Below are 19,835 nucleotides of genomic sequence, written 5' to 3'. Positions count from 1 at the left end.
CAGAAGACCGAGGCGCTGATCGCCAAACTGGAGAAGGTCAAGGAGGGCCTGCTCCACGACCTGCTGACCCGCGGCATCGACGAGAACGGCCAGCTTCGCCCGAGCCCCGAGCAGGCGCCGGAGCTCTACAAGGAGTCGCCGCTGGGGTTGATTCCGAGGGAGTGGAACCCAAAAACAATTGGGCATTTGTCTTCTTCTATTGTGGATGGTCCGTTTGGCTCGAACCTAAAAACAGAACACTATGTAACGGAATCTGGCGTTCGTGTTGTTCGGCTGCAAAATATAACGCCATTTGAATATGATGATACTGATCGCGCGTTTATTAAGGATGATCACGCCGAGGTGCTTTCGAAAAACATAGTCCAACCGGGGGATGTGCTGATTGCATCTTTGGGCGACGGGAAACACCCTGCAGGAAGGGCCTGCCTGTATCCCCCCAGTCTGCCAGAGGCAATCAATAAGGCAGACTGCTTCCGCTTAAGGGCTGACAGTAGAGTAGCCAGCAACAGCTACATAATGCTGTTTATGAATTCTGATCTTTTTGCCAGGCAGGCCAGGAAGTGGACGCAAGGCGTCACCCTGCAAAGGATCAACACTACGAGTTTGAAGCGGATTTGTATCTTTTGTCCGCCCCTTGAAGAGCAGGAGCTTATTTCCCGGAAATTCAACCAGGCTCTCTTTCTTTTGTCGACCAAAAGAGAAGAGCTAGATAAGCTTATTTTGAAAAAACAAGGCCTAATGGACGACCTTCTTACCGGCCGCGTCCGCGTTACCCCACTGCTCGACCAGGTCCAAACCCAGGCCACCACCCTGGCATAGACCGGGGCACTTCCAACAACATCGCCACATCAGGACCACAGCGCACAGGGAACCGCCATGACCACCTTCGACAGCACCAAACGCTCGCTTCCCGAGCTCCTCAAGGACATCACTAGCGGCAAGATTCAGCTACCGGACTTCCAGCGCGGCTGGGTGTGGGACGACGACCACGTGCAGAGTCTGTTGGTCAGCATCGCGCGGTCGTTCCCGGTGGGTGCGGTGATGCTGATGGAGACCGGCGGCGAGGTGCAGTTTCAGACGCGGCCGGTGGAGGGGATCGATCCGAAGGGGGTGGGCGGGGAACCCGACCAGTTGATCCTGGACGGTCAGCAGCGGTTGACCAGCCTGACCCAGGCGGTGGGGCTGGAGAGCCCGGTGGATACCCGGACCTCCAAGGGCAAGCCGATCAAGCGCCATTACTACTTCGATGTGCGCATGGCGCTGGAGGGAGAGGATCGGCTGGAAGACGCGGTGTTCGCGGTGGACGAGAACCGCCAGACGCGCACCAACTTCGGCCGCGACGTGGAAACCGACCTCTCCACCCGACAGCTGGAATGCGAGCGGCTGTGTTTCCCGTGCGACAGGATCCTCGACGCCTCCGAATGGCTGCAGGACCTGTTCCGCTACAACCAAGAGGCCATGGGCGAGTTTCTGGAGTTCCAGAAGCAGATCATCAGCGCCTTTTCCTCCTATCAGCTGCCGGTAATCGAGCTGAAGAAGGAGACTTCCAAGGAAGCGGTCTGCCTGGTGTTCGAGAAGGTCAACACCGGCGGGGTGCAGCTCTCCGTCTTTGAACTCATCACCGCCAGCTACGCGGCCGAGGGCTACAATCTTCGTGACGACTGGTACGGCTCCGACATCCGGAATGTCCCCTCGCGCCAGGCCCGGCTTGCGCAGCATGAGCTGCTCGCCGACGTAGAGAATACCGACCTGCTCCAGGCGATCACGCTCTTGCACACTCGGGAGCGTAAGCACGAGGACATCGCCGCCGGAAAGCAGGGCAAGCAGGTACGGCCCGTGAGCGCGAAGCGCGCCTCGGTACTGGATCTGCCGCTGGAGGCCTACCAGCGCTGGGCCGATGCGGTGGAGCAGGGCTTTGTCGAGGCGGCGTACTTCCTCAAGGGAGAGTGTTTCTACAGTCGGCGCGAGCTGCCCTACGCCACGCAACTGGTGCCGCTAGCCGCGGTCATGACCCTGCTGGGCAACCGCTGGCGCGAACCACGCATCCACAACAAGCTCTCCCGCTGGTTCTGGAGCGGCGTCCTGGGGGAACTCTACGGCGGCGCTGTGGAGACCCGTATCGCCCTGGATCTGGAGGAGCTGATGAACTGGTTCGGTGACGACGCCGAGCTGCCGCGGACGGTGATCGACGCTTCCTTCGATCCCAGCCGCTTGGAGTCGCTGCGCAGCCGCAACAGCGCGGCCTACAAAGGTATCAACGTGCTGATCCTGCGCGAAGGCGCCGAGGACTTCTTCTGGAAGGGCGATATTCAGGCGCTCGACCAGCAGGGGGTGGAGCTGGATATCCATCACATCTTCCCCCGAGCCTGGTGCGATGCTCGGGAAATCCCGCCTCGGGTGTACGACTCGATCGTCAACAAGAGCCCGATCTCGTTCAAGGCGAACCGGATGATCGGCGGTGATGCACCTTCGGACTATCTGCAGCGCTTGCAGAACCATGAGCAGGTCCAGCTCGGCAACGCGGATATGGATGCCATCCTCGAGGGCCATCGCATCCCGGTCGAGGCCCTGCGCGCAGACGACTTCGATGGTTTCTACCAGCAGCGCAAGCGTCGACTGCTCGAGATCATAGAGAAGGCGATGGGCAAGAAAGTGCTAACCGGGGCTGATGAAAGCAGCGAAATGCACGACGAGGCCCTTGCACCGCAATAACACTCGTGAAGGGCAGATACCGGAGCGCTGCGAATGCCAACCTATGGAAACATCCTTCTGCGACAAGACGGGAGCGTTGCTTTCACCACGGCTCGCCGTTCCGCGCTGGGGTTCACTGATGGCCGGGACGAGGCTTGGCTGCGCGATCTTCTTGCCGACAATCCGGACTTGCTGCCTATCGAGGAGATCGATCCCTCATTCGCACCGCTGATCCCGCTATGTACCGAGCTGCAAACCGAGGCTGGCCCGGTGGACGCTGTGTTCATCAGCCCGTCCGGTCGGCTGACGCTGGTGGAGTGCAAGCTGTGGCGCAACCCCGAGGCCCGGCGCAAGGTCATTGCGCAGATCCTGGACTATGCGCGGGCTGTCTCCGGTTGGAGTTACGCCGATCTGCAGCGCCGTGTGGCGGCCGCCACCGGTCGTAAGGGGAATGCACCGTTCGAGACCGCCCGCGAGGTCCAGCCCGATCTGGACGAGGCCGCCTTCGTGGACGCCACGGCCCGAGCGTTGCGGGAGGGACGTTTTCTGCTTTTGATCGCCGGTGACGGCATCCGCGAGGGGGTCAGCGGCATGGCGGAGCTGATCACCCGCAACGCCGCGCTGGGCTTCAGCTTCGGGTTGGTGGAGGTGGCGCTATACGAATTCGGCGAGCAGGGCCTGGTTGTGCAGCCTCGCGTCATAGCGCGGACGGAGACCATCGAGCGCACCTTCCTGCGCGTGGGGCATGAGGATGAGCGCCTTCAGGAAGTGACAGACGATACGGAAGACGAGGGGGAGCCGGTATCACGCGCCGACGAACGCGCCTGGTGGGAGCCACTGACCCAGATCAGCTTTGATGATCCCGAGCAGGAGCCGCCCGTCTACCGTCCGCGCAACCATGTCCGCGTGCAGATGCCGTATCCGGGGGTCTGGATCACGGCCTTCAAGGTGATGTCCGACGGCGCGTGCGGGGTCTTCCTGGCGGGCAGGAAGGCTGATCTTCACCAAGCCCTCGATCGGCTGAACGAGGAGCGCGAGGCGATCCTGGCCGAGCTGCCTGGGGTGTCGCATTCTCGATACTCGTACGACCCTGAGCGGCCCGGATTTTCCATCTACGCCGACCTGAACGATTTCGACACCGACGAGACCTGCCGGGAGTGGTTGGCCCAACAGCTCAATCGCTACGTGAACGCCTTTCGGCCCCGACTGAAGGCGATGGCCCGGTGAGACGCACGGTACGCGTGAACTCTATGGAAGCGGAGCGGACATGAGCCGGTATCGAGCGACCGGACCGGAGGGGAGTGCCGAGCCCGGCTCTGACGGTCGTGTGATGGCGAACAAGTTGGGTATTACCGATCAGCGCGAGCTGGACGAGGCGGAAGCCCAGCTGTTGCGGATGCTGTACGAGGAGGTGTTTGCGAGCCTGGAGCCAGACCAGCCGCTGGATGTGCCCCTGATCAAGCATTGGCACCGCCGCTGGTTGGGCAACCTCTATGACTGGGCCGGTCAAGAGCGGCAGGTCAACCTGCAGAAAGACGACTTCATGTTCGCTGCGGCTTCACAGGTCCCGTACCTGCTGAAGGAGCTGGACGAGAAGTGGCTGAAGACGCGGACCCCATGCTGTGACATGGCGCGTGACGAAGCGATCCTCGCGATCGCGGAGATCCATGTGGAGTTGATCCTGATTCATCCGTTCCGGGAAGGAAACGGGCGGATCGCACGCCTTCTCGCCGATGCGATGGCGTATCAGGCGGGTATCGGGCCGATGGACTACAGCGACTGGGATACGAACAAGGCCGAGTACATCGCGGCGATTCACGCCGGGTTGGACGGCGATTACCAGCCGATGGTCGAGCGGGTCAGCCGAGCCGCAGGGATTTGAGGCGGGGGCTGGGGGTGCGCAGCCGGGCTTCAATGGCCTTGCTGGATTCGCCGGTTTCAACCGCCGTGGATGTCGCGACGGCCCGGATGATGGCCTCGCGGCTCACCGACTTGCGACTCTTTTTAGTGGCGAATGTTTTCATAGCTTGCTCCTGCAGTATGCCCCCAATTATACGCTTGCAGACCGCGTAATGCTTGCGTTCCGCCATGCCCACAAAACAGAGTTGCTATGCTGACGCCACAGGGTAATGGAGCACGCTATGGCTGGGCTGGAATACACGGACGTTGAAAAGCCGCTGATCGATCAGCTGGTCGGGCTGGGGTGGCAACACCTGACCGGCTCGGTTGAGGATCCGGGCGTGACCCGCCGGGAGAGCTTCGCGCAGGTGGTGATGGAGCCGGTGCTACGCGAGCGGGTGCGGGCGATCAATCTGCGTGCGGGTGAGCCCTGGCTGGACGGGAAACGCCTGGATCAGGCGGTGTCCGCGATTACGCGTATCCCGGCCAGCAAGGTGATGGAGGCGAACCGGCAGGCCACCGAGCTGCTGCTGGGTGGCCTGACCGTGGAGGGTCTGCCGGACTGGGACGGCGGCCGGGGCCAGACCATTCGCCTGATCGACTGGGACGAACCGGCGAACAACCACTTTCTGGTGGTGAACCAGTTCAAGGTGAAGTGCCCACCCGGATTCGATGTCGGCAAGGGCCACATCATCCCGGACCTGGTGCTGTTCGTGAACGGCATCCCGCTGGTGGTGGTGGAGTGCAAGAGCCGCACGGTGCCGGAGGGCATCAGCCAGGCGGTGGACCAGCTGCGCCGGTATCACGACCAGCGCTTCCAGGATTTCGAGGTCGAGGAGCACGAGGGCGCGCCGGCGCTGTTCGCGACCAGTCAGTTGCTGGTCGCCAGCAATTTCGACGAGGCGCGCGCGGGCACCGTGGGGGCCGCGTTTGCCCACTACCTGAGCTGGAAGACGGTGGTGCCGCGGCGCGACTCGGAGGTGGCCGAGGCGCTGGGCGTGGCGGAGCTCTCCGCCCAGCAGCGCCTGGCGGCGGGGATGCTGGCGCCGGATACGCTGCTGGATATCGTGCGCCACTACACGCTGTTCATGAACGCGGGCGGGCAGACCATCAAGCTGGTCTGTCGCTATCAGCAGTATCGCGGGGTGACCCGCGCGGTCGAACGGCTGAAGACCGGTCCGACCCGCCGCGAAGACGGCGAGGTGGACCGGCGCGGCGGGATCATCTGGCACACCCAGGGCAGCGGGAAGAGCCTGTCGATGGTGTTTCTTGTGCGCAAGCTGCGCACCGACCCGGAACTGCGTCGCTTCAAGGTGGTGGTGATCACCGACCGCAAGGACCTCCAGGCCCAGCTCTCGGAGACGGCCGCGCTGACCGGCGAGACGGTGGCGACCGCGCCGAATACCACGCGTCTGAAACAGCTGCTGGCCCGGGAGGGTCCGGGGCTGGTGTTCGGCACCATCCAGAAGTATCGCGACCCCGACACCGAGGGGGAGGGCGGCGCTGGCGAGGCGCCGGGGGACGCGGCGCAGGACGACCTGCGCGAGGTGGCGGAACCACCCGGCGAGTACGCGACCCCGGCGGCTCCGAAGCGCAGCGAGCCCTTCGAGGTGCTGAACACCAGCGAGGACATCCTGGTGCTGGTGGACGAGGCGCACCGGACCCAGGCCGGCGACCTGCACGCCAACATGATGCGCGCGCTGCCCAACGCGGCCCGCATCGGCTTCACCGGTACGCCCATCATCATGGGCGAGAAGAAGCGCACGCACGACATCTTCGGCGACTACATCGACCGCTACACCATCAAGGAGGCGGAACAGGACGGCGCCACCGTGCCGATCCTGTACGAAGGGCGCACGGTGAAGGGCGCGATCAAGGACGGGGCCAGCCTGGATGGCCTGTTCGAGGACCTGTTCCGCAGTTACAGCAAGGAAGAGCTGGAAGCGATCAAGAAGAAATACGCCACCCGGGGGCAGATCTTCGAGGCGCCGCAGCTGATCCGCGAGAAGGCCGCGGACATGCTGCGCCACTACGTGACTCACATCCTGCCGAATGGCTACAAGGCCCAGCTGGTGGCCTACAGCCGGCGCGCGGCCGTGCGTTATTTCGAGGCACTGAACGAGGCGCGGGACGAGCTGTTGCAGGAGGCGATGGCGCTGTCGGTCGAGGACAAGCAGCTCGACGATGCGCAGCTGGTAGCCCGGCCCGAGCGGGTGAAGGCGGCGATCCAGGCCTGGCGCTATCGGGATCTTCTCCGGCGTCTGGAGTTTGCCGTGGTGATCAGCGGCGGCAACAACGACGATGCGGCCTGGGCGCGCTGGACCGACCGCGGCGCGGTGGAGAACCACATCCAGCGTTTCAAGAAGCCGCTGACGCACGACGACCCCGAGAAGGCCGACCCGCTGGCCTTCCTGATCGTGAAATCCATGTTGCTCACCGGCTTCGATGCGCCCATTGAGGGGGTAATGTACCTGGATCGCTCGATCCGCGAGGCGGAGCTGCTGCAGGCCATCGCCCGCGTGAACCGCACCGGCCACCGCAAGACCCACGGCATCGTGGTGGACTACTTCGGCGTGGCCAATCACCTCAAGGAGGCCCTGGCGGCCTACAGCGAGGAGGACATCGAGGGCGCCCTGCAAAGCCTGAAGGACGAGATCCCGCTGTTGCGCGATCGTCATCTGCGCGCGGTGGACGTGCTGCGCCAGCAGGGCGTGGAGCGCCTGGAGGACGTGGAAGAGGCCGTGCAGGCCCTGGCCGACGAGCGGGTGCGCGCCGAGTTCACGGTGAAGCTGAAGGAGTTCAGCCAGAGCCTGGATGACGTGCTGCCACGCCCGGAAGGGCTGGAGTTCGTCAACGATGCCAAGCAGCTGGCCCATATCCACGCGCTGGCCCGCAACCGCTACAAGGACGTGCCGTCGCTGGGGCAGGACGTGGGCAACAAGGTGCGCAAGCTGATCGACGACTACGTGATCTCGCTCGGCATGGACCCGCGCATTCCGCCGGTGCAGCTCACCGATGCCGAATTCGAGCGGCACCTGAACCGGCAGGTGGGCGATCGCGCCAAGGCCTCCGAGATGGAACACGCCGTCCGTTCCCACATCCGCAAGCACCTGGACGAAGACCCGGTAAAGTACGAGCGGCTGAGCGAGCGGCTGGAGGAACTGCTGCTGCAGCTGGATGGCCAGTGGGCGGAGCAGGTCGATGCGCTGGAAGGGCTGATCCGGCAGCTGCGAGAGGGTGAGCCCGTGGACGGCGAGGCGCTGCCCGACCTGCCGGCACACGCGGTCCCGTTCTGGCGTGAACTGGTGCAGAGCACCGCTGCGGACGACGCTCCGGCCGGGGAGGCCGAAGCGGGCCGCCTGATCGAAGTCACCGAGGAGCTGCTCGGGGTGATTCAGGACGAGATCGACGTGCCCGATTTCTGGAAACCGTCCCATATCCCGGACCAGGAGCGGCTGAAGGGCCAGCTCTTCCAGCACCTGGTGGAGCGGGACGTGGTGCCGGTGGAGGAGGTCGAGCCGCTGGTGGAGCGCCTGTTCGATCTGGCGCGGGCCAACCACGACCGCCTGGTCAACGCATGACGGAGCTGCGGGTAGAAGACCTGACCTTCCGGGTGCGGGAGAGCCGGCGCCGCAAGACGCTGGAGATTACCGTGGACCGCGATGGCGAGCTGGCCATCGCGGCCCCCGCGGGGACCGATCCGGAGCAGATGCGTGCCTTCGTGGTCGAGAAACGCGGCTGGATCTACCGCAAACTGGCGGAAAAGGCCCGGCGCCACCGGCCACTACCGAAGAAAGAATACGTGGATGGCGAAGGGTTTCTGTACCTCGGGCGCAGCCATCGCTTGAAGACGGTCCCGACGACTGAGCAGGCCGTTCCACTGAAGCTCGATGGTGGGCGTTTCCACATCCGCGAGGATGCCCTGAGCGATGCCCGGCAGCATTTTATCCAGTGGTACACCGCGCGGGCGAACGATTGGCTGGGCCACCAGGTGGATGCCCACGCGCGGCGCCTCGGCCTGTCGCCCGCAGGCGTCAAGGTGCAGGATCTTGGTTTCCGCTGGGGCTCCTGCGGTCGGGGCGACTGGCTCTACTTCCACTGGAAGACCATCCTGCTGCCCCGCAACATCGCCGAATATGTTGCGGTCCACGAGCTGATCCACCTGCACGAACCCCACCACACCCCCGAGTTCTGGCGCCGCCTCGAACGCGCCATGCCCGACTACGACCAGCGCAAGCGCTGGCTGGCGGAGCACGGGATCGAGGTAGAGGGTGTCTAAACTGACTGGCCCCTGGTGCTAAAGCTGAAACACCTTCTCTCGATGATAGGCAAGGTATGCGGCCTGCCGGCTGTTAAAGCCCCCCACCTGGATATCATTATTCACACACAGCGCCTCGGCTGCCTGTGTAGTCAGTCGAGCCGAGAGCATGATTTGTCCCTGATCGGAGAAGGAGACATAGCCGCGGTCAAACAGATGATCGACGTTTGGAGCCAACAGTAGCCCATTGTTCCCATCTAGTCGCTCTTCGTTCGTGGAGTGGCTCCACGGCTTAATGTGGCTCGCCCGAAGGTGTTGGCGCTCTGATAGTCCAGTAACCCGGCAGCACGGTTCGATTTTTTCGAGATCGCGCCGGAATACCCCTTGGCCGCGTCGCGAGAGGATAAGCTGTTGTTTGTCCGTTTCCCGGATATCGGTTTGTTTCCGCAGGCTGTCTTCGAGTGCCTGTTCCTCCTCGGCTCTTGCCGCGCCAGTACTCGCGTCATCTAGAAACGCGTGCAGCTCGACGCCATCGAGTAGCGTAAGCAGGAGTCGCCCTAGGTCAGGTGAAATCGACGCAAGGTAGGCAACCTGATTGCCGTCTCCTTTGACATTGATTGGCGCATATTTGCTGGGAAGGAGCGGCGCAATCTCCGCGATGTGGTCCTTCGGGCGAAGAGGGCGGTGCGTTGGGTGAAACTGGACCTCAACTAACCACCCTTCGTCAGACCAGGCGTCACCTTCTCGGCCAAAATCGCTAGGTTTTGGGGCTGTCTGAGCGGTCCGGGTGGCTACACCAACATCCTGAATCAACCCACCTGCGTAGGAAAAGACGACATCACCAGGCTGCACCTTAGTCATGTTGTCGTAGAAGTGGTTGCGCACACCGTCCGATCGGAACTTAGGCGACCAAAGGTAACCCCCTTGGATCTCCTGCCTGTAAGTCTGCTTGTGATTAACCCACCAGAAAGACATTCCCACTCGTTCCTCCCAATCGGCTGTCGAAACGTCGGGCACGTACACAGGCCTACTGCTCCCCGGGGCAACGATCGGCAGAAGCGATAGCGTTACGTGCGCCAGCTGGTACACATCCGGGTACACAAACGAAAAAGGCCAACCCAATGGCTGGCCTAAGTCGTTGTTTTGTTTGGCTCCCCGGGACGGGCTCGAACCGCCGACCTAGTGATTAACAGTCACCCGCTCTACCGACTGAGCTACCGGGGAATTGGCCGCAGATCCTAATGGGGGGCGGCCACCCCGTCAAGCTTCAATTATTGCTTCAGCGGTGGGTCGAGGCGAATTGCCTGAGCCGGTCCAGTGCCTTGTCGAGCATGTCGACGCTGGTGGCGAACGAGACGCGCACATGACCCGGGGCGCCGAATGCACTGCCGGGCACCAGGGCGACTCCGACTTCGTCCAGCAATTGCTTGGTGAGGGCGACATCGGTGTCGATGTCGGCCGCCTGCATCAGGCCGGTGACTCGTGGAAAGCAGTAGAAGGTGCCGTCGGGCATCAGGCAGTCGATGCCGTCGATCGCATTCAGGCCGTCGACCACGTGCCGCGCCCGTTCGGCGAACGCGGAACACATGGCGATCACGCAGCCCTGATCGCCATCCAGCGCGGCCTGCGCTCCGGCCTGCGCAATCGAGGTGGGGTTGGAGGTGCTCTGCGACTGGATCTTTTTCATCGCCGCGATCAGATTCTTCGGTCCACCGGCATAACCGATACGCCAGCCGGTCATCGCGTAGGCCTTGGACACGCCATTGAGCACGACGGTGCGCTCGAGCAGATCCGGAGCCACATTCACGATGTTCACAAACGGCGTGGAGCCGAAGCGGATGTGTTCGTACATGTCGTCGGTTGCGATCACCACCCGGGGGTGTTCGCGCAGCACGTCGGCCAGGGCCTTCAACTCGTCGGCCGAGTAGGCCGCTCCAGTGGGGTTGGACGGGCTGTTGATGAACACCAGGCGGGTATTCGGCGTGATCGCCGCCGCGAGTTGCTCGCCCGTAATCCGGAATCCCGCCTCCTGGGTGGCGCTGACCACTACGGGCCGCGCACCGGCCAGAAGTGCGATGTCGGGGTAGGAGACCCAGTAGGGCGCCGGGATCACCACCTCGTCGCCCGGGTTCAGCAGGGCCTGGCAGAGGTTGAAGATGCTCTGCTTGCCACCAGAGGAGACCAGGATCTGGTCACGCTCGAACGTAAGCCCGTTGTCGCGATCAAACTTGCGGATGATGGCGTCTTTCAGGCCCTGCGTACCATCCACTGGAGTGTACTTGGTTTCCCCGCGGGCAAGGGCGTCGATGGCCGCCTGCTTGATATGCTCCGGGGTATCGAAATCCGGCTCGCCGGCCCCCAGACCGACGATATCGCGGCCCTCGGCCCGCAGCTGCGCGGCCAGCGCGCTGACGGCCAGGGTGGGGGAGGGCTGGATGCGCTGAACGCGATCGGAGAGCTCGATATCCAAGGCGGGCCTCATGCGGGTTGGGCGGGGTGGGCGGCCGGGCGCGAATGCATAACCGGCCGCAAGTGGCGAAATAATACTGAAATCAGGCGCGGAGGATAAGGCGTGCAGCCAGATGAAGGCGAACAATTCAAGGTGGTATCGCAGTATCAGCCTGCCGGCGACCAGCCCGCGGCGATCCGCGCGCTGATCGATGGCATCGAGGCGGGGCTGGCGCATCAGGTCCTGCTGGGTGTGACGGGGTCGGGCAAGACCTTCACGATCGCCAACGTCGTCGAGAACCTGCAACGCCCGACTATCATCCTGGCGCCGAACAAGACCCTGGCCGCGCAGCTGTATGGCGAGTTCAAGGAGTTCTTCCCGAACAACGCGGTGGAGTACTTCGTCTCGTACTACGACTACTACCAGCCGGAGGCCTACGTCCCGTCCTCGGACACCTACATCGAGAAGGATGCCTCGATCAACGACCACATCGAGCAGATGCGACTGTCCGCGACGCGCGCCCTGCTGGAGCGCCGGGATGCGATCATCGTGGCCTCGGTCTCCGCCATCTACGGCCTCGGCGATCCGCGCAAGTACCTGTCGATGGTGCTCCACCTCCAGCGCGGAGATCGCATTGACCAGCGCGACCTGCTGCGGCGTCTGGCAGAGCTGCAGTACACCCGCAACGACACCGAGCTGCGGCGCGCCACCTACCGGGTACGTGGGGAGGTCATCGACATCCATCCCGCCGAATCCGAAATCGAGGCCGTGCGCATCGAGTTGTTCGACGACGAGATCGAGCGGCTGTCGTACTTCGATCCGCTGACCGGCGAGCAGCTGCGCACCGTCCCGCGCCTGACCATCTACCCGAAGACGCACTACGTGACCCCGCGCGAGACACTGCTGGAGGCGGTGGACCATATCCGCGACGAACTCAAGGAGCGTCTGGATTTCCTGCGCAAGGAGGATCGCCTGGTCGAGGCGCAACGCCTGGAGCAGCGCACGCTGTTCGACCTGGAGATGATCCTCGAGATCGGCTACTGCAACGGCATCGAGAACTACTCGCGTTATCTCTCCGGCCGGGCACCGGGCGAGCCGCCGCCCACCTTCTTCGACTACCTGCCGAAGGACGCGCTGCTGGTGGTCGACGAGTCGCATGTGTCGGTGCCCCAAGTGGGCGGGATGTACAAGGGCGACCGCTCGCGCAAGGAGACGCTGGTGGAATACGGTTTCCGACTGCCTTCGGCACTGGATAACCGCCCGCTGCGCTTCGAGGAATTCGAGGCCCTGCAGCCGCAGACCATCTACGTGTCCGCCACACCGGGGCCGTACGAGCGCGAGCATGCCGGGGCCATCGTCGATCAGGTCGTCCGGCCCACGGGGCTACTGGACCCGATTCTCGAGGTGCGCCCGGCGGGCAGCCAGGTCGACGACTGTCTGTCCGAGGTGCGCGACCGGGTGGAGCGCGACGAGCGTGTATTGATCACGACGCTGACCAAGCGCATGGCCGAGGACCTGACTGACTATCTTTCGGAACACGGCGTGCGGGTGCGCTATCTGCATTCGGATATCGACACCGTCGAGCGTATGGAGATCATCCGCGACCTGCGCCTGGGCGAGTTCGATGTGCTGGTGGGGATCAACCTGCTACGCGAGGGCCTCGACATGCCCGAGGTCTCGCTGGTGGCGATCTTTGACGCCGACAAGGAGGGCTTCCTGCGCTCCGATCGCTCGCTGATTCAGACCATCGGGCGTGCCGCGCGCAACGTGAACGGCAAGGCGATCCTGTACGCCGACAAGGTGACCGGATCGATGCAGAGGGCGATCGACGAGACCGAGCGCCGGCGGGAGAAGCAGATCGCCCATAACAAGGCGCACGGCATTACCCCGCAGGGCATCCGCAAGAATGTCGCCGACATACTCGAGGCCCGCAACGCTACGCCAGGCTCCGGGCGGCGTCGTGGCCAGAAGAAGGTGGCCGAGGATGCGCCCGACTACATCGACGCCCCGGAGCAGGCCGCCAAGGAGATCGAGAAGCTGGAACAGGAGATGTTCCAGAAGGCCCGCGACCTGGAGTTCGAGGAGGCCGCGCGGATCCGTGACCGCATCGAGAAGCTCAAAGCACTCGCGTTCCGCCCGGAAGCCTCGCTATCCTAAAAAGATTGCTCGGGTCACGAGCGCCAGTTGAGTACAGGTTCAATGGCTACTCCCGTATCCCTGCCCCTGGGGCCGGTCATGCTCGATGTGACAGGCCTGGAACTGACCCCGGAAGACCGTGAACGCCTGCGCCACCCGGCGACAGGCGGCGTCATCCTCTTTGCCCGCAACGCCGGTACGCCCGAGCAAGTGAGGGCACTCACCGATGCGATACGCGCGGAGCGACCCGGCATCCTGATCGCGGTGGATCAGGAGGGTGGGCGCGTACAGCGTCTGCGAGACGGTTTCACCGCGCTCCCGCCCATGCGCGAGCTGGGGCATGTCGATGATTACGATCGCAACAAGGCCTGTGAGCTGGCCCATGCGACCGGGGAATTGCTGGCGCTGGAACTGCGCGAGGTGGGAATCGATTTCAGTTTCACGCCTGTACTGGACCGGGACATCGACGTCAGCGAGGTGATTGGGGATCGTGCGTTCCACCATGATCCCGATGTCATCGCACGCCTGGCAGGCGAGCTGATTCGCGGGCTCGCGGCCGGCGGCATGGCCAGTGTGGGCAAGCATTTCCCCGGACACGGGGCCGTCCAGGCGGATTCCCATCTCGCGCTCCCGGTAGATGACCGCCCGCTGGCCGAGATCGAGGCCGATGACATCGCGGCCTTTCGCCCGGTGCTGGGCGATCTCGATGCCGTGATGCCCGCGCACGTCCTGTACCCACAGGTGGATGACCAGCCCGCCGGATTTTCGCGGATCTGGCTACAGGACATCCTGCGCCGCGAACTTCGGTTCCGCGGGGCAATCCTCAGCGATGATCTGGCCATGGCCGGCGCCGAGGCCATCGGCAGCCCGGCCGAACGGGCCGCGGCAGCGCGTGCGGCAGGCTGCGACATGGTGCTGATCTGCAACCAGCCCGAGCAGGCCGACGCCATCCTCGAGGCGCAGGAGGGACAGCCGCTCGATGCCCAGGCATTGCGAAGAGTCGAGGCATTGCGCGCACAGTCCACTGCGCATGAACCCAGGCGAATTCACGCCCTTCGCGCTCAGCTGCATCACTGGCTCGCGGCCCGTCAGGCAGCGACGGCCTGAAACCCCGTTCCGCGGCGGGGGAGTCACTCATTGGCGCACAGGCGCTCGCGCGCCTATAATGCGCCACCGGTTTGCGCTTGAGCAGCTGTTAATATTCACACTCACCACTGAAGTTGGAGATCAAAAATGGCCGACAAGCTCCTGATCGTCATGGTTAATACCGATCCGAGCAACCCGTCTGAACTGGGTGCCCCGTTCTTCCAGGCCACCGTGGCCGCCGCGATGGAATATGACGTTGAAGTCGTCATGACCGGCCGTGCCGGCGAGCTGGCCAAGAAGGGCGTTGCCGAAAACCTGTTTGTCCAGGAAGGCTCCAGCAAGAGCGTCTACGATTTCATGAAGGACGCCCACGAAGCCGGCGTGGTGATGAAGGTCTGCACCCCGACTCTGGATCTGTGGGGCAACGACCTGATCCCGGAAATCGAAGAAACCGTGGGCGGCGCCTACGTGATTTCCGAAGCCATGGACGACGACACCGTGACCTTTACCTACTAAGGGTCCACACGTCCGTAGCTTTGCCATCCGGCCGGCCCTTGTGCCGGCCGGTTGCGTTTAAGGGCCCTGTAGGGCCCGCGCATACCGGACCCAGACCTTGCCGTCTGCCAGACGCTCGGCCAACATCCTTCCTCCACCCCCCCACCGCAGGACCCTTGATGAGCCCGGAACAGGCCCGTGCAACGCTCCGAGATGCCGACTGCCTCTATAGCCGCGATGCAGTCGAGACCGCGATCGACCGCCTGGCCGAACGCTCGGCGCAGGTGCTCAAGGACCGTAACCCCCTGGTTCTGGGCGTGATGAATGGCGGGGTCGTCCTGATGGGCGGGCTGCTGACTCGCTGGTCGTTTCCAATGCAGGTCGACTATCTGCACGCCACGCGCTATCGCGGCGGCACGCGGGGAGGGGAGCAGCTGCACTGGCTGGCGCGCCCCCAGACTCCGATCCAGGGGCGCACCGTAGTGATCGTGGATGACATCCTCGACGGTGGCATTACCCTGGAAGGCATCCAGGCTTTCTGCGAAGAGCAGGGCGCCGAGAAAGTTTATTCCGTGGTGCTGGTGGACAAGGCCAACCCGGAACGCGATCCGGCCATTACCGTCGATTTTGCGGCCCTGGAGGTGCCGAATCGGTACGTGTTTGGCTACGGGATGGATTACCAGGATTACCTCCGCAACGCACCCGGCATCTTTGCCGTCGCGAACCACTAGGGATACCCGCCATATGTCGACACCCCGTCTTGCCGTGATCGGCGGCACCGGACTGACCCAGCTGAAGTCGCTGGAGATTACCCGCAGGCAGGTCATGCATACCCCGTATGGCGAACCGTCGGGGCCGCTGGTCTTCGGGCGGCTGAATGACACGGAAATCGTGTTTCTGCCGCGCCATGGCGCACGTCACACTATCCCGCCGCACCAGGTGAACTACCGGGCCAACATCTGGGCCCTGAAGCATGCCGGGGTCGACAACGTGATTGCGGTGGCCGCCGTGGGCGGCATTACCGAATCGATGAAGCCGGGCATGATCGCGATTCCCGATCAGATCATCGATTACACCTGGTCACGCGCCAACACCTTTTTCGAGGGCGGTGACCTCGAAGAGGTCACCCATATCGACATGACCTGGCCTTACAACCAGGGCGTGCGGGACACGCTGCTGAACGCGATTGATGACCTGTGCATCGAGGCTGCGGACCGAGGGACGTACGGGGCCACCCAGGGCCCGCGGCTGGAGACGGCGGCCGAGATCGACCGCATGGCGCGAGATGGCTGCGACCTGGTGGGAATGACCGGCATGCCGGAGACGGCGCTGGCGCGCGAACTGGAGCTGAACTACGCCTGCTGTGCCGTGATCGCCAACTGGGCGGCCGGTCGTGCCGAGGGCGAGATCACCATGGACGAGATCGGCCGCAACCTGGATCAAGGGATGACGCGGGTGAAGGATGTGCTTACGCACGTGATCGAGACGCTGTCCTGAGGCGCAGGACCGGGAACGATCGTCGTTTTCGGCCAGGGGAGCAGGCGGGCTAGAACAGACAGCTGACCCTCACCGATCCCCGACTTAACATAATATGTATTATGCGTCGTAATGGGTGGCGTTAACCAAGAGCCCCTGTCACCGGATTCGCAGATTCATTGTGCTGTTCAGACCATGGCAACGCGAACGCGTGACATGCCCATTCTTCGTCAGGACCAGGTCCAGATATCCCGGCCCACTGAGTTGTACGACCCTGCAATCCACTCCGATCCCTTCAAATTCCACTTCCAGTGGCACGACGCCTTCGAATTCCACTTCCTCGACGTCGTGGATTCGGGTGACCGTGCATGTAATGGAATACGCAGTACCCTCGGGCCCGGAGGCTTGCAGGCCGATACGCGATTCGTTGGGCGATGTCGACATCGCGTGAACACCTCCAGCCAGGGGCAATCCGGCAGGGATCGCCAGGAACACGACGGATCAGGATGTCTGGCCGATCGCGGGCGTCGGGTCGGTGCAAGTTCCGGCATCGCCGCCAGGCAGGCTTGAGTGCCCCTTGCGGCAATTGCAGGAATGAGGCGGCCTCCGACCGTTAATCCAACTGCAGTATGGCGGTCGGATTGGCAGCAGGCATCAGAATAACGGGTGGTTTTCCGGGAGAGCTTTGTCGGTCGTTATCAAGCGAGAAGTATGAGCCATGTGGGTGCGACTCGACCGAGGATCGCGAGCTACGCCAGTCGTTCGTCCTAAGCTCCCGGTGTGACTGATGGCGCAGGCACATCAGCTTCGGGCATTGCACCCGTTTGGTGAGGACGGTTCGGCAATTGCAGCCGCCCTCACCCCTATCGCCCCGCCCAGGGGCCAGGAGCCAGCGCGCGTTAGACGGCGCGCGCCTCGGCACGACGGCGACGCCACATCACCTGGGGTGGCGGAGCGCCCAGATGATCCTTGGCCCAGTTGATCGCCTGCGTGCGGTTTTTGACCTCGATCTTGCGGAAGATGTTGTACAGGTGGGACTTGACCGTGTGTTCACTGATGAACAGCTGTTTCGCGATATTCATGTTCGTCTCGCCTGAACCCAGCATGGCCAGAATCTCCAGCTCGCGCTGAGTCAAGCCACAGGCGGGCCGATAGGTGTTGGTGCGCTGCTGACGATACAGCCGCACCAGCCGTGTCATCAGGTGCCGGGACATCCAGAAGTCACCGTTCAGCAGGCACAGGATCCCCTTGCACAACAGGTCCAGCTGATCGGTCTTGTAAAAAATGCCCTGCAGGTACAGCACATCGAGGAGCCGGAGTGCCTCGTCCTCGCTGGGAATATTGAATCCGGCAAAGACCGTTTTTGCCCCGTCCGCGACGGCCTGCTGAACATGCCCAATGTCACGCTCGTCAAGGGAACTGGCGTCAAACAGGGCAAGGCTGTAATCCCTGAGCGTCTGGGCGACCTTTGGGGACCCAGGTTCTAGTCCCGTTACCGAACATTTGGTTTTCTCGGAAACGTACTCGATAAAAAGGGCCGACTGGGGGGATGCCGACGTTACAATCAGTACTTGTGAATCATCGTTTGAATCGTTCATGACGTCACCTGCTCTCCACATTTGAACCATTGATATTGGAAAGACGAGGCGGGTTCGAGTCAACCGATTAGATTTTTCAGACTTACCTCGGGTGCCCTTCCGATGGGCCTAGTACCAACTGCGTATGCGCACTTTTAGAAAGTATATAGACACAGGTCCGATGGTCCGTCAAGCACAGCGCGATGAAACTCATCCAACGGGCATACAAAGTGATTAGACGGCGTTAAGGCCGATGTGTGGCGCGGTCGATACCCTCGGTCATCACCTCGACAAGGAAGTCGATCTCATCCTCCGTGATTACGTAGGGCGGCATGAGGTACGAGACATTGCCCAATGGACGCAAAAGCGCACCTCGACCAAGGGCATACCGGTAGATTTCCAGGCCTCGACGTTCCTGCCAGGGGTAAGGCGTACGGGAGGCCTTGTCTTGTACGAGTTCAACCGCCGCAATCATGCCGTGTTGTCGCACGTCGGAAACATGGGGGTGATCCATAAGCGGAGCAAGACGTTTGGAGATGTGGGAGGCCAGCCCCTGGTTCCGCTCAAGAACGGGTTCTGTAGTAAAAATGTCGAGCGTGGCCAGGGCAGCACGACACGCTAAAGGATTACCCGTGTAAGAGTGCGAGTGGAGAAACATATTGAGTTTCTCATAGTCATCATAAAAGGCGCGGTAGATTTGCTCCGACGTCAGCACAGCTGCCATGGGCAGGTAACCGCCTGTCAGCCCCTTGGAAAGGCACATAAAATCCGGGATGACCGGCCCCTGCTCGCAGGCGAACATGGTGCCCGTGCGCCCAAAGCCCACCGCGATCTCGTCTGCGATCAGGTGAACGCCATAACGGTCACATGCAGCACGAAGCAGGCGCAGATATTCAGGGTCGTACATACGCATGTGCCCTGCGCACTGCACCAAGGGCTCCACGATGACCGCACAGACTTCATCCGCGTGTTCCGCGAGTGCGGCCTCCATATGGATGAACTGGCGCCGGGCCACATCGGCACAGGTCTCCCCGGGCTCGCGCTCGTAGCAGTCCGGAGCCGGTACGGTGATGACATCCAGCATCAGGGGCTTGTAGGTGGCGCTGTAGAGCGGGACATCGCTGACGGAAAGTGCGCCCAGGGTCTCACCGTGGTAGCTGTTCGACAGCCGTATGAACCGGGTCTTTTCGCTCCGGCCGCTGTTCAGCCAGTAGTGGAAGCTCATCTTGAGCGCGACCTCCACGCCGGCACTGCCGTTGTCCGCCAGGAAGACCCGGTCGAGTCCATCGGGGGTGAGGTCGATCAGCCGCTCACACAGCTCCACGACGGGTTCATGCGTACAGCCCGCAAGGATCACGTGCTCGAGCTGGTCCAGCTGGTCGCGCACCGCGGCATTGATTCGCGGGTTTGCATGGCCGAACAGGTTGACCCACCAGGAGCTGATGGCATCGAGGTACCGATTGCCGTCGAAGTCGTACAACCAGACGCCCTCCCCGCGCTGAATCGGGAGCAGGGGCAAGGTCCCCTCCTCTCCGTAATCCTTCATCTGGGTACAGGGGTGCCATAGGGCACGCAGGTCCCGGCGTTTGAGCTGTTCGTTATCCATGCGGTGAACTCTTTGGCGCTGTGGGCCCCTAGCCGCTGGAAACGCACCGGAGGGGCCAGTTTTCGATGGGCGGAAAGTAGCAGGGGGTCCCTGACCGGACAAGGCATCGCGCATGCGCCCCGGGATTCAGCCGGCCCCCTCTTCTGAGGTACTCTTTTCTGC

Annotated in this window: 17 protein-coding genes and 1 tRNA gene; 11 read left to right on the top strand and 7 right to left on the bottom strand. The window is 62.8% G+C overall.

Annotated features, from left to right (window positions below; all coding sequences use genetic code 11):
* The 4 genes from G015_RS0110830 to G015_RS0110815 form a co-directional block, all read left to right on the top strand.
* Positions 1-819 (top strand): restriction endonuclease subunit S (locus tag G015_RS0110830; protein WP_020146695.1); only part of this gene is annotated, 819 nt, incomplete at its 5' end.
* A 57-nt stretch (positions 820-876) separates the two neighbouring features.
* Positions 877-2,712 (top strand): DUF262 domain-containing protein, encoded by a 1,836-nt coding sequence (locus G015_RS0110825; protein ID WP_020146694.1) that lies wholly within the window; start codon positions 877-879, stop codon positions 2,710-2,712.
* A gap of 33 nt (positions 2,713-2,745) precedes the next feature.
* Complete coding sequence (locus G015_RS0110820; protein ID WP_020146693.1) at positions 2,746-3,918, top strand: hypothetical protein; 1,173 nt, start codon at positions 2,746-2,748, stop codon at positions 3,916-3,918.
* Positions 3,919-3,958: 40 nt separating this feature from the next.
* Positions 3,959-4,573 (top strand): Fic family protein, encoded by a 615-nt coding sequence (locus tag G015_RS0110815; RefSeq protein WP_028490922.1) that lies wholly within the window; start codon positions 3,959-3,961, stop codon positions 4,571-4,573.
* On the opposite strand, the gene G015_RS14340 is transcribed toward G015_RS0110815, so the two are convergent.
* Positions 4,551-4,715 carry a hypothetical protein gene (locus tag G015_RS14340; protein WP_020146691.1) on the bottom strand — a complete coding sequence of 55 codons (165 nt, stop codon included), beginning with the start codon at positions 4,713-4,715 and terminating at the stop codon, positions 4,551-4,553. The two genes, G015_RS0110815 and G015_RS14340, sit on opposite strands and share 23 nt — an antisense overlap.
* Positions 4,716-4,832: 117 nt before the next feature.
* Between G015_RS14340 and G015_RS0110805 the strand changes: the two genes are divergently transcribed.
* On the top strand, positions 4,833-8,171 hold the full coding sequence (locus G015_RS0110805) for a type I restriction endonuclease subunit R (RefSeq protein ID WP_020146690.1): 3,339 nt from the start codon (positions 4,833-4,835) through the stop codon (positions 8,169-8,171).
* Positions 8,168-8,869, top strand: coding sequence for a M48 family metallopeptidase (locus G015_RS0110800; protein WP_020146689.1), 702 nt, complete (start codon positions 8,168-8,170; stop codon positions 8,867-8,869). The genes G015_RS0110805 and G015_RS0110800 overlap by 4 nt, the downstream gene beginning before the upstream one ends.
* Positions 8,870-8,887: 18 nt before the next feature.
* Here G015_RS0110800 and G015_RS0110795 read toward each other — a convergent pair whose 3' ends face one another.
* The 3 genes from G015_RS0110795 to G015_RS0110785 form a co-directional block, all read right to left on the bottom strand.
* Entirely contained in the window at positions 8,888-9,823 is a 936-nt protein-coding gene (locus G015_RS0110795; protein WP_020146688.1) for an HNH endonuclease, read from the bottom strand.
* Positions 9,824-9,996: 173 nt separating this feature from the next.
* Positions 9,997-10,072: transfer RNA gene (locus G015_RS0110790), tRNA-Asn, on the bottom strand.
* A 55-nt stretch (positions 10,073-10,127) separates the two neighbouring features.
* The gene (locus tag G015_RS0110785) at positions 10,128-11,318 is read right to left on the bottom strand and encodes a pyridoxal phosphate-dependent aminotransferase (RefSeq protein WP_018139276.1); all 1,191 of its coding nucleotides are present in this window, start codon (positions 11,316-11,318) and stop codon (positions 10,128-10,130) included.
* A gap of 102 nt (positions 11,319-11,420) precedes the next feature.
* On the opposite strand from G015_RS0110785, the gene uvrB reads away from it, so the two are divergent.
* The 5 genes from uvrB (at position 11,421) to G015_RS0110760 (ending at position 16,511) form a co-directional block, all read left to right on the top strand.
* Positions 11,421-13,454: an excinuclease ABC subunit UvrB gene (gene uvrB / locus G015_RS0110780; protein WP_020146687.1), complete on the top strand. Its 2,034-nt coding sequence runs from the start codon at positions 11,421-11,423 to the stop codon at positions 13,452-13,454.
* 78 nt (positions 13,455-13,532) lie between these two features.
* Positions 13,533-14,540, top strand: a complete 1,008-nt coding sequence (gene nagZ, locus G015_RS0110775) for a beta-N-acetylhexosaminidase (protein ID WP_018649503.1) — start codon at positions 13,533-13,535, stop codon at positions 14,538-14,540.
* Positions 14,541-14,666: 126 nt separating this feature from the next.
* The gene (locus tag G015_RS0110770) at positions 14,667-15,035 is read left to right on the top strand and encodes a DsrE family protein (protein WP_012982643.1); all 369 of its coding nucleotides are present in this window, start codon (positions 14,667-14,669) and stop codon (positions 15,033-15,035) included.
* 158 nt (positions 15,036-15,193) lie between these two features.
* Positions 15,194-15,745 carry a hypoxanthine-guanine phosphoribosyltransferase gene (locus G015_RS0110765; RefSeq protein ID WP_020146686.1) on the top strand — a complete coding sequence of 184 codons (552 nt, stop codon included), beginning with the start codon at positions 15,194-15,196 and terminating at the stop codon, positions 15,743-15,745.
* Between the two features lie 13 nt (positions 15,746-15,758).
* A complete protein-coding gene (locus G015_RS0110760; RefSeq protein ID WP_020146685.1) occupies positions 15,759-16,511 on the top strand; it encodes an S-methyl-5'-thioinosine phosphorylase in 753 nt (250 codons plus the stop codon).
* 138 nt (positions 16,512-16,649) lie between these two features.
* Here the strand turns inward: G015_RS0110760 and G015_RS14380 are convergent, their stop codons facing one another.
* The 3 genes from G015_RS14380 to G015_RS0110745 form a co-directional block, all read right to left on the bottom strand.
* Positions 16,650-16,934, bottom strand: coding sequence for a hypothetical protein (locus tag G015_RS14380; protein WP_018139431.1), 285 nt, complete (start codon positions 16,932-16,934; stop codon positions 16,650-16,652).
* Between the two features lie 455 nt (positions 16,935-17,389).
* Positions 17,390-18,088 (bottom strand): LuxR C-terminal-related transcriptional regulator, encoded by a 699-nt coding sequence (locus tag G015_RS14375; protein ID WP_038038767.1) that lies wholly within the window; start codon positions 18,086-18,088, stop codon positions 17,390-17,392.
* 223 nt (positions 18,089-18,311) lie between these two features.
* The gene (locus tag G015_RS0110745) at positions 18,312-19,673 is read right to left on the bottom strand and encodes an adenosylmethionine--8-amino-7-oxononanoate transaminase (protein ID WP_018174351.1); all 1,362 of its coding nucleotides are present in this window, start codon (positions 19,671-19,673) and stop codon (positions 18,312-18,314) included.
* Between the last annotated feature and the right edge of the window lie 162 nt (positions 19,674-19,835).

It is taken from the genome of Thioalkalivibrio sp. ALJ15, assembly GCF_000383695.1.
Classification (GTDB): domain Bacteria; phylum Pseudomonadota; class Gammaproteobacteria; order Ectothiorhodospirales; family Ectothiorhodospiraceae; genus Thioalkalivibrio.
The sequence above is the reverse complement of the archived record's forward strand: the minus strand, read 5'-3'. Positions and strand labels throughout refer to the sequence as shown.